The sequence below is a fragment of the Micromonospora sp. NPDC049060 genome (assembly GCF_040649055.1).
GTDB classification, from domain to species: Bacteria; Actinomycetota; Actinomycetes; order Mycobacteriales; family Micromonosporaceae; genus Micromonospora; species Micromonospora reichwaldensis.
On the sequence record NZ_JBEZEV010000144.1, the window covers coordinates 1 to 9,470 of the forward strand.

The 9,470-nt window shown below is 73.1% G+C and carries 9 protein-coding genes; all 9 read right to left on the reverse strand.

The window, feature by feature from the left end; genetic code table 11:
• Positions 1–118: 118 nt before the first annotated feature.
• The gene (locus AB0B83_RS29370; RefSeq protein WP_357580889.1) at positions 119–1,105 is read right to left on the reverse strand and encodes an NAD-dependent epimerase/dehydratase family protein; all 987 of its coding nucleotides are present in this window, start codon (positions 1,103–1,105) and stop codon (positions 119–121) included.
• Positions 1,102–2,448 carry a nucleotide sugar dehydrogenase gene (locus tag AB0B83_RS29375; RefSeq protein WP_357580890.1) on the reverse strand — a complete coding sequence of 449 codons (1,347 nt, stop codon included), beginning with the start codon at positions 2,446–2,448 and terminating at the stop codon, positions 1,102–1,104. Before AB0B83_RS29375 ends, AB0B83_RS29370 begins: the two co-directional genes overlap by 4 nt.
• A gap of 50 nt (positions 2,449–2,498) precedes the next feature.
• Entirely contained in the window at positions 2,499–3,803 is a 1,305-nt protein-coding gene (gene rfbH, locus AB0B83_RS29380) for a lipopolysaccharide biosynthesis protein RfbH (RefSeq protein WP_357580891.1), read from the reverse strand.
• 58 nt (positions 3,804–3,861) lie between these two features.
• The gene (locus AB0B83_RS29385) at positions 3,862–4,923 is read right to left on the reverse strand and encodes a glucose-1-phosphate thymidylyltransferase (protein WP_357580892.1); all 1,062 of its coding nucleotides are present in this window, start codon (positions 4,921–4,923) and stop codon (positions 3,862–3,864) included.
• Positions 4,920–6,134: a DegT/DnrJ/EryC1/StrS family aminotransferase gene (locus AB0B83_RS29390; protein ID WP_357580893.1), complete on the reverse strand. Its 1,215-nt coding sequence runs from the start codon at positions 6,132–6,134 to the stop codon at positions 4,920–4,922. The genes AB0B83_RS29385 and AB0B83_RS29390 overlap by 4 nt, the downstream gene beginning before the upstream one ends.
• Before the next feature lie 181 nt (positions 6,135–6,315).
• Positions 6,316–7,659 carry a nucleotide disphospho-sugar-binding domain-containing protein gene (locus AB0B83_RS29395; RefSeq protein ID WP_357580894.1) on the reverse strand — a complete coding sequence of 448 codons (1,344 nt, stop codon included), beginning with the start codon at positions 7,657–7,659 and terminating at the stop codon, positions 6,316–6,318.
• 56 nt (positions 7,660–7,715) lie between these two features.
• Positions 7,716–8,516, reverse strand: coding sequence for an SAM-dependent methyltransferase (locus AB0B83_RS29400; RefSeq protein ID WP_357580895.1), 801 nt, complete (start codon positions 8,514–8,516; stop codon positions 7,716–7,718).
• Positions 8,517–8,589: 73 nt separating this feature from the next.
• On the reverse strand, positions 8,590–9,075 hold the full coding sequence (locus AB0B83_RS29405) for an SgcJ/EcaC family oxidoreductase (protein WP_327028756.1): 486 nt from the start codon (positions 9,073–9,075) through the stop codon (positions 8,590–8,592).
• Between the two features lie 37 nt (positions 9,076–9,112).
• Positions 9,113–9,361 carry an SgcJ/EcaC family oxidoreductase gene (locus AB0B83_RS29410; protein WP_357580896.1) on the reverse strand — a complete coding sequence of 83 codons (249 nt, stop codon included), beginning with the start codon at positions 9,359–9,361 and terminating at the stop codon, positions 9,113–9,115.
• Positions 9,362–9,470 lie beyond the last annotated feature (109 nt).

Genomic DNA, 9,470 nt, shown 5'->3' on the forward strand with positions numbered 1-9,470 from the left:
CGGTCGCGGGGCGCTTGGGGGCACCCGCCCCCCGCGTGGGCGGCGCCGCGGTCGGGGGTGCTCCACGCCCGGGGCCCCCCGCCGCCGGGGGGTCGGGCGGCGCCTCGGTGTCGGGACGTCAGTTCGCGCCGGTGTCGGGCAGGGCCAGCCACCACGGGTTCTCCTGGGCCCAGTGCACCGTCCGCTCCAGGCCGGTACGCAACGGCACCTCGCACTTCCAGCCCAGCACGGTGCGCGCCTTCGTGGTGTCCGGGATCCGCCGGGCCAGGTCCTCGTAGGCACTGCCCAGCGCCCGGCTGGTGTCCACGTCGGTCACCGCGGCGGTGCCGGTGAGCGTGCCGATCAGCTCCGCCACCTCGCCGATGGTGTTCTCCACCATGCTGCCGATGTTGAACGACTCGCCGAGCGCCGCCGGGCTGGTGGCGGCGGCGAGCGTACCGGCGACGGCGTCGTCGACGAAGGTGAAGCAGCGGGTCTGCCGCCCCTGGTCGTAGACCACCACCGGGCGCCCGTTCAACGCCCGGTGCACGGAGCGGCTGACCAGGTACGCCGGGCGCTGCCGGGGACCGTAGACGTTGAAGTAGCGGACGATGGTGGCCGCCAGCCCGTGCTGCCGGGCGAAGGCGTACGTCAGGTGCTCGGTGAGGGCCTTGCTCGACGAGTACGTCCAGCGGTCGGCGGACGTCGCGCCGAGCACCCGGTCGTCCTCCTCCGCCCACGGCACCGCCGGGTTCTTGCCGAAGACCTCGCTGGTGCTGGCCAGCACCACGCGGGCGCCGGCCCGGCAGGCCAGGTCCAGCACGTTGCGGGTACCGGTGAAGTTGATGTCGACGACGTCCAGCGGGCGGGACAGGTACTGGTCGACGCCCACCACGGCGGCCAGGTGGTAGACGACGTCGACGCCGGAGGTGATGGCCTCGGCCAACCCCTCCGGGTCGCGCACGTCGCCCTCCACCAGCCGGGCGTGCGCCGCGGCCGGCGAGCGTCCCACCGGCGGCGCCGGGCCGTCGAAGACGGTGACGTCGTCGCCGCGCTCCAGCAGCCGGTCCACCAGGTGACCGCCGATGAAGCCGTGCCCGCCGGTCACCACCACCCGCGCGCTCACCGGCCGATCCCCCGGTAGTGGTACCCGGCGGCCCGCAGCCCGGCGATCCTGTCCTTCGGGAAGTACGCGCGCCCGTCGAGCACCAGGCACGGCCGGGCCACCGGCAGCGCGGCGTAGTCGATCTCGGTGAACCGCCGGTGGTGGGCCAGGACGGCCAGGCAGTCCGCGCCCCGCACCGCCTCGTCGAGGTCGGCGACCGGCCGCAGCCCGAAGAGCTTCTCCGCCTCGTCCGGGTCGACCAGGGGATCGTGCAGGCGGACCTCGCAGCCGGCCTCGCGCAGGGCCGCGACGGCCGGCAGCGTCGGGGTGGCCCGCAGGTCGCCGGTGTCGTTCTTGAACGCCAGCCCCAGCACGGTCACCGTCGCCGTCTCCGCCGGCCTGCCGAGAGCGGCGAGCTCGTCCATGACCAGGCGCGCCGTGTAACCCGGCATCCCCGCGTTCACCTGTCGGCCGGCCGGCGCGGTGAGGATCTCCAGTCCCCGCTCCCGCGCCGAGTGCCAGACCATCCAGGGGTCCTTGGTCAGGCAGGAGCCGCCCACCCCGACGCTGGGCAGCAGGATGTTGATGTTGCTCTTGCCCTTCGGGATGCTGTTGGCGGCGGCGATCACGTCCAGCACGTCGACGTCGAACAGCGCGCTGAACTTGGCCAGCTCGTTGGCGAGCGCGATGTTGAGGTCGATCCACCAGTTGTCGGCGAGCTTGACGATCTCCGCCGCCTCCAGCGAGTCCACCGGGATCACGTCCACCCCCAGCGCCCGCTGCCAGAAATCGCCGGCCGCCCGGGTGCTGTCGGCGTCCAGGCCGCCGGCGACGATCGGGAACGTCCGCAGCTCCCGCAGCGCGGTGCCCTCGGCGAGCCGCTCCGGGGTGAAGGCGATCCCGAAGTCCTTCCCGCCGCTCAGCCCGCCGCGCTCCAGCAGCGGCAGGACGAAGTCCCGGGTGGTGCCCGGCGGGACCGTGCTCTTGATCACGACCAGTTGGCCGGGTCGCAGGTGGCGGGCCAGCTCGACGCAGGCGCCGCGGAGCTGCTCGTCGGCGAGCGAGCCGTCGCGGCGCACCGGCGTGCCAACGGTGACGAGGACGACGTCGGTCTCCGCCAGCGCCGCGTAGTCGGTGGACACCCGCAGCCGGCCGCCCTCGATGCCGGCGCGGACCAGCTCCGGCAGGCCGGGCTCCTCGAACCGGCAGTGCCCGGCGCGCAGCTCGTCGACCAGGTGCGGGTCGACGTCCACACCCACCACGTCCAGGCCCCGTTCGGCCAGGACCGCGGCGATGCAGGACCCGACGTAGCCGAGCCCGACGACCGCCACCCGAGGATCTCGTCGGTCGGACAGAACGCCCATCTGTGCTCCAATCAGGGAAGCTGACGGGTCCCAGGCCGGGATCCCGCCGGTCAGCCGTAGGTCTTGACGAACTCCCGGATGGACGAGACGACGTAGTCGATCATCTCGTCGGTGAGCCCGGGGAAGACCCCGACGTGGAAGGTCTGGCTGGTCACGATGTCGCTGTTGGTCAGCTCGCCGACCACCCGGTACTGCTGGTCGGCGTACGCGGGGTGGCGGGTCAGGTTGCCCGCGAACAGCCGCCGCGTGCCGATCTTGCGGTCCTCCAGGAAGCCCACCAGCTCAGGCACGTCGAACGGCGCCCCCGGCTCCACGGTGATCACGAAGCCGTACCAGCTCGGGTCGCTGCGCGGCGTGGCTTCGGGCAGCAGCAGGTGCGGCACCCCGTCCAGGCCCTCGCGCAGGCGCCGCCAGTTGTGCCGCCGGGCGGCGCAGAACTCGTCGACCCGGGCCAGCTGGGCCAACCCCAGGGCGGCCTGCAGGTCGGTGGTCTTCAGGTTGTACCCGACGTGCGAGTAGATGTACTTGTGGTCGTAGCCCTCCGGGAGGGTGCCCAGCTGGTGCTCGAACCGCTTCATGCAGGTGTTGCTCTTGCCCGGGTCGCACCAGCAGTCCCGGCCCCAGTCGCGCAGCGACTCCACGATCCGGGCCAGGGCCAGGTTGTTGGTGACCACGCAGCCGCCCTCGCCCATCGTCATGTGGTGGGCCGGGTAGAAGCTCGCCGAGGCCAGGTCGCCGAAGCTGCCGGTGGGCCGCCCGTCGTAGAAGGAACCGACCGCGTCGCAGTTGTCCTCGATGAGGAACAGGTCGTGCTCCTTGGCGAGCTGCGCCATCTCGGCGACCGCGAACGGGTTGCCCACCGCGTGGGCCAGGATGATGGCCCGGGTCTTCGGGCCGATCGCGGCGGCCACCCGCTCGACGGTGGCGTTGTAGGTGCCCAGCTCGATGTCGACGAAGACCGGCACCAGCCCGTTCTGGAGGATCGGGTTGACCGTGGTGGGGAACCCGGCAGCCACCGTGATCACCTCGTCGCCCCGGCGCAGCCGCCGGTCGCCGAGCTGGGCGGAGGTGAGCGCCGAGACCGCCAGCAGGTTGGCCGAGGAGCCGGAGTTGCACAGGTGCGCCTTGCGGACCCGCAGCTTGCGGGCGAAGGCCGACTCGAACCGGCGGGCGTTCTGCCCGGACGCGATGCGCAGGTCCAGCGCGGCCTCGACCAGCGCCACCCGCTCCTCGGCGCCCAGCACCGCACCCGAGGGCCAGATCTCGGTCTCGCCCGGGACGAACGGCCGCTCCTCCTGGACCTCCTGGTGGTACTTGCGGACGCTGTCCAGCAGCAGTGCCTTGGGGTCGCTCATCCCATCTTCCTCTCGGATCGTGCCCGGCAGCGGGCGTCGGTCGGCGGCCGTACGGGCGTCATGCGGCGAACTCGATCCGGCTGTGGTCGCCGACCACCAGCCGGCTCCCGGCCGCCGGGTTGAGGCTGACCGTGGCGGAGCGGCCGATCAGGCAGCCGCGCAGCCCACGGACGGCGGTGATCGAGGCGTCCGCCAGCACGATCGAGTCGGCCACCTCGGCGTCGACGAGCCGGCAGCCGGGCCCGATCGCGGTGTGCGGGCCGATCCGGCAGCCCTCGACCACGGCGCCCGCGCCGATGACCACCGGCCCCTCGACGCGGCTGGCGACGATGCGGGCGCCCGGCTCCACGACCACGGCGCCGGTCAGCTCGCTGGCCGGATCGACGCTGCCGGCGACCGCGCGCGGCTGGGCGTCGAGCAGGTGCCGGTTGCAGGCCAGCAGGTCCGCCACCTGGCCGGTGTCGCGCCAGTACCCGTCGTACTCGCTGGCGCGCACCTCGGCGCCGTTGGTGACCAGCCACTGCACCGCGTCGGTGATCTCCAGCTCGCCGCGCGCGCTGGGCGTGATGGCGTCGACGCCGGCGTGGATGGCCGGGGTGAAGAAGTAGACGCCGACCAGGGCGAGGTCCCCGCGCGGCTGCCGGGGCTTCTCCACCAGGCGGCGTACCGTGCCGTCGGGGTCGAGCTCGACGATGCCGAAGGCACGCGGATCGTCCACCTTGTGCACGAGCACCTGGGCCGCCGGTCGGTGGCGGCGGAACTGGTCGGCGTACCGGGCCACGCCGTCGGGCAGCATGACGTCGCCGAGGTACATGACGAAGTCGTCGTCGCCGAGGAACGGCCGGGCCAGCCGGACGCAGTCGGCCAGCCCGCGGGGCCGGTCCTGACGCAGGTAGGTCAGCCGCACCCCGAGGCGGGAGCCGTCGGAGAGGACCTCGTTGATCTGGTCGGCCCAGGCGCCCACGATCACGCCGATCTCGGTCACACCGGCGTCGCGGACGTTTTCCAGCACGTGCTCCAGGACCGGCTTGTTCGCCACCGGGACGAGCTGCTTGGGCATCGAGTGGCTCAGCGGGCGCAGCCGGGTGCCGGCGCCCCCGGAGAGCACCAGGGCCTTCATCGCGTACCCCCGGCGCCCCGCCGCCCGGGTGGGCCGGCCACCGGGCGCGCCGTCCGGTCAGTCACGGGTGCGCCCTGCCGCTGCTCGACGGACTTGCGCAGGCCGTCGACGACCGTTCGTACGTCTGCATCGTCCAGTCCCTGGTGGAGCGGTAGGAGGAGGGTGGTCCGTGCCGCCTCGTCGGCGCCGGGCAGGTGCCAACCGGCGCCGTACGCGGGCACCTTGTGCAGCGGCGCGTAGCGGAACGTGGTGTAGATGCCGATGTCGAGCAGGTCGGCGGCCACCTGGTCGCGGATCTCCGGGTCGAGCTGCACCCAGTAGAAGTAGTGCGAGCTGCGCTGCCCGGCGGGCAACGGCGGGGGGAGCCGGACGCCCTCGACGTCGGCGAGCAGGCGGTCGTACTCCGCGGCGATCTCCCGCCGGCGCGCGACGAACCCGGGCAGGCGGCGGAGCTGGACCAGGCCGATCGCCGCGGTGAGGTCGTTGCCGACCACCCGGCGGCCGAACTCGCGCACGTCCAGCTCCCACCAGCGGTGCGGCACCCCCTTGCCGGCGGCGGAGAAGCCGCTGGCGTGCTCCAGGCCGTGGTACGCCAGGCGGTGGGCCCGCCGGGCCAGTTCCGCGTCGCGTACGTGCAGCATCCCGCCGTCGCCGGTGACCAGGATCTTCATCGCGTCGAAGCTCCACATGGCGATGTCGCCGAAGCTGCCGCAGGGACGCCCGTCGACGGTCGACGCGACGGCGCACGCCGCGTCCTCCACCAGGGCGACCCCGCGCCGGCGGCACAGCTCGGCGATCTCGGCCACCTCGCCGGGAACGCCGCCGTAGTGCAGCAGGATGACCGCCTTCGTGGTGGGGGTCAGGGCCCGTTCCACGTCGGCGACGGAGGGGTTGAGCGTGCGCGGGTCGACGTCGCAGAAGACCGGCCGGGCGCCGGCCGAGGCGATGGCGTTGGCGGCGCCGACGAAGCTGATCGAGGGCAGCACCACCTCGTCACCGGGCCCGAGCGCCAGCAGCTCCACGGCGAGGAAGAGCCCGGCCGTGGCCGAGTTGATGAAGATGGTCCGCTCGGGCACCAGCCCGGCGTGCGCGGCGAACTCCTGCTCGAACTCCCTGGTACGCGGCCCGTGCCCCAGCCAGCTGCTGTCGAAGACGGCGCGCACGGCGTCGAGCTCCTCGGCGCCGAGGGTCGGCTGGAAGACGTTGATCATCGCTTCTCCTGTCGTCGAGGGCGCCCGTGCACCGGCGGCGACGCGGGGCCGGCGGCGGGCAGCCGGCAGCGGGGCGGCGCGGGGCGCCACCCGGGTGGGCCGCGGGCGGGCGGTGCGGGAGCGGACGGTGCCGGCGGGCGCGCGCAGGGGCCCGCCCGCCGGCGGTGACGGCGGTGCCGGGTCAGGCCCGGTACCGCCGGGTGAGCTTCTCCAGCACCGGGACGGTCTCGGTCGGGCTGGGCGTGGCGAGCAGGTCGTCGTAGAGGGAGTCGGCCCCCTGCCGGAACGCCGGCTCGTCCAGCACGCGGACGAGCTGCTTGCGCATCGCGTCCACGGAGAGGTTCTTGATGTCGAGGACCAGTCCCGCGCCGCGTTCGGCGACGCAGCGGGCGGTCACCGACGACTCGATGTGCTTCGTGGCCATCGACCACTCCAGGCCGTCGGCCTCAATGGTGATCATGCCGTTGTCGTCGTCGGAGTCGGTGATCAGCTGCGGCACCCGCAGCGCCACCGCGCTGGCGAAGGTGCCCATGCCGCCGTGGTGCACCATCGCCGAACAGGACGGCAGCAGCTGGGTCAGGGGCAGGTAGTCCACCGCGCGGACGTTCTTCGGCAGGGCGGGCATGCCGGCCAGCTGATCGGCGTTGAGCGTCGCCACCACCTCGACGTCCAGGTCGGAGACCATCTCCAGCAGGCCGGGCACGTGGTCCCAGCCGCCCTTGAAGTACATCCGCTGGGACAGCCCGAGGGAGAGCGCGACGCGCGGCCGCTCCGGCCGGTGGTGCAGCCACCGGGGGAGCACCGTCTGCCCCGAGTAGGGCACCCAGCGCGTCGGCACGGTCCGGACGCTGGTGGGCAGGCGTACGCCGGGGGGAGTGGGGTCGACGGTCCACTGGCCCAGCAGCAGCTCGTCGTCGATCTCCAGCCCGTACCGCTCGGCGGCCGGCCGCATGGTCTCGACCAGCGGGTTCTCCTCCGGGCCCGGGCCCGGTCGGGCGGCGGCCTCGGCGAAGCGGTCCATGGTCGAGGCGAAGTAGTCCAGCCCCCAGAGCAGCCGCGCCTGCGCCGCACCGGCGACGCGCGCCGCCACCGCGCCGGCCGGGAAGCACGGGTCCCAGAGGACCAGGTCGGGCTGCCAGTCGCGGGCGAAGGCGACCAGGTCGTCGAGGACCGGGTGCGGGTCGCGGGCGGTGGACCCGACCGGGTGGAAGTCCCACATGGACGGCAGCATGAACTGGTAGAAGACGTCCCAGACCTCCTTGTCCGCCGGGGTCAGCTCCAGCGCCTCGGTGATCCGGTCGAGCCGCTGCTTGACGCTGCGCGGCTGCGGCCGACCGGGACCCATCGGCATGATCTCCGGGTCGCCGACCGCGACCGGGGTCAGCCCGACCGCCAGCGTGCTCTCCGCCAGGACGGGGTGGGACGCGACGCGGACCTCGTGGCCGGCGCTCTGCAACGCCCACGCGAGCGGAACCAGCGGGTACAGGTGGGCCGGGTTGGGCCACAGGGCGAACACGACGCGCATGTCTCTCCTCGGTTGTGCGGTCCTGGTGGGTGCGGTGCGGCGGTCGGCGGAACGGGTCAGAGCTTGCGGGCCACCCCGGCGTACATCCGGTCGGTGGAGGTGGCGTCGGGGTCGTCCTGCCGCCAGCGGCCGGTCGGCACGAGCCCGGGCGCGACGAGTTCGAAGCCCTCGAAGAGGTCGGCGATCTGCGCGGCGGTCCGGTAGACCATCGGCGCGGTGGCGTTGCGGTAGCTGTCCTCCATCATCCGGCGCTCCTCGTCCGGCCCGCCCTCCACGCAGAGGTGGGACAGGGCCAGGTACGAGCCGGGCGCCATCCGGTCGCGGAAGGCCCGGATGATGCCCTTCGGGTCCTCGCTGTCCCGGACGAAGTGGAAGACCGCGATGAACAGCACCCCGACGGGCTGGGAGAAGTCGATCAGGGACTTGGTGTCCGGGTGGTCGAGGATCGAGCCGGGGTCGCGCAGGTCGGCGGTGAAGATCCCGGTGTTGGCCCGCTCGTCCTCGGTGAGCAGGCGCTTGCCGTGCTCGGCGACCGCCGGGTCGTTGTCCACGTAGATCACCCGGGGCTGGGCGACGGCCCGCCGCGCCACGTGGTGGGTGTTCTCCTGGCTCGGCAGGCCCGCCCCGACGTCGATGAACTGCCGGATCCCGCAATCCTCGGCGAGGTGCCGGACGGCGCGGCCCAGGAACCGGCGGTTCTCCCACACCACGTCGCGGGTGAGCGTCTGTCCGACCCGCCCGATCACGGCCTCCGCCGCGGCCCGGTCCACCGGGTAGTTGTTCGTGCCGTGGAGGAAGTAGTCGTACATCCGCGCCGGCGACGGCCGCTCCACGGACTGGGCAGGTTCTGTCGACATCGGTCTCTCTCCTCGTACGTCGCTGGTTGGGAGTGCGGGTGGGGGCCGGCCCCGTCGGGGCCGGCCCCCGGGGTCAGCCGGTGACGGGGCTGCTCTGGTGCGAGAGCAGCAGCGGGCGGCCGTCGTCCTGGCGGACGATGATCCAGGTGGCCCGGATGTGCCGCTCGGGGGCGACCTCGCTCTCGCCGGCGAGGATGATGCCGCCGCCGGTGACCACCATGGCGACGTCCGGGTGCAGGAAGTTCACCGACACCGGGTAGCCCTTGACGTAGGCGCCCCGGTACGGGCCCGCGAACCCCTTGGTCATGAAGGCGCGGATCTCGTCGCGGCTGGTCAGCTGCTCGTCGCCCATGAGCAGGCTGCCGTTCTCCGCGAAGAGGTCGGCGAAGAAGTCCGGGTCGTTGGCCTTCCACGCGGCCTGGATCAGCTGCGGTACGGCCAGGACGGCCTTCTCGTCGTCGCTGACGAATTCCCGGTAGTAGGAGTGGTCCTCCGCGACGCGGGCGGCCTCGAGGATCTCCGTCGCGTCGCCCCACCGCGACGCTGCCTTGGTGGTCATGGGTGCTCCTTGCCGATCGTCACGGGGGGATGGACGGTCACCAGCGCAGCGTCGCGCCGGCGCCGCGCGGGCTGTTCTGGTAGCCGGCGAGCTTCCACTCGCCGTCGCGCTTGACGACGATCCACGTGGAGCGGACGGCGAGCTCCGGGGCGATCTCGGTCTCGCCGGGGGCGAGGATGCCGCCGTGGGTGCGCAGCAGGGCGACCTCGTCGTTGACGAACCGCACGTCGACGGGGTTGCCGGTGACGCCGGTGCCCTTGAACGGGCCGGCGTACGCGGCGGCCATGAACGAGTAGATCTAGGCGTCGGCGAACCGCTGGTCGAGCCCGTCGCGCCCCCAGTCCCGGCGGCGCTTGCGCATCTGCACCGGGGCGAAGAACACCTCGTCGGCGGCG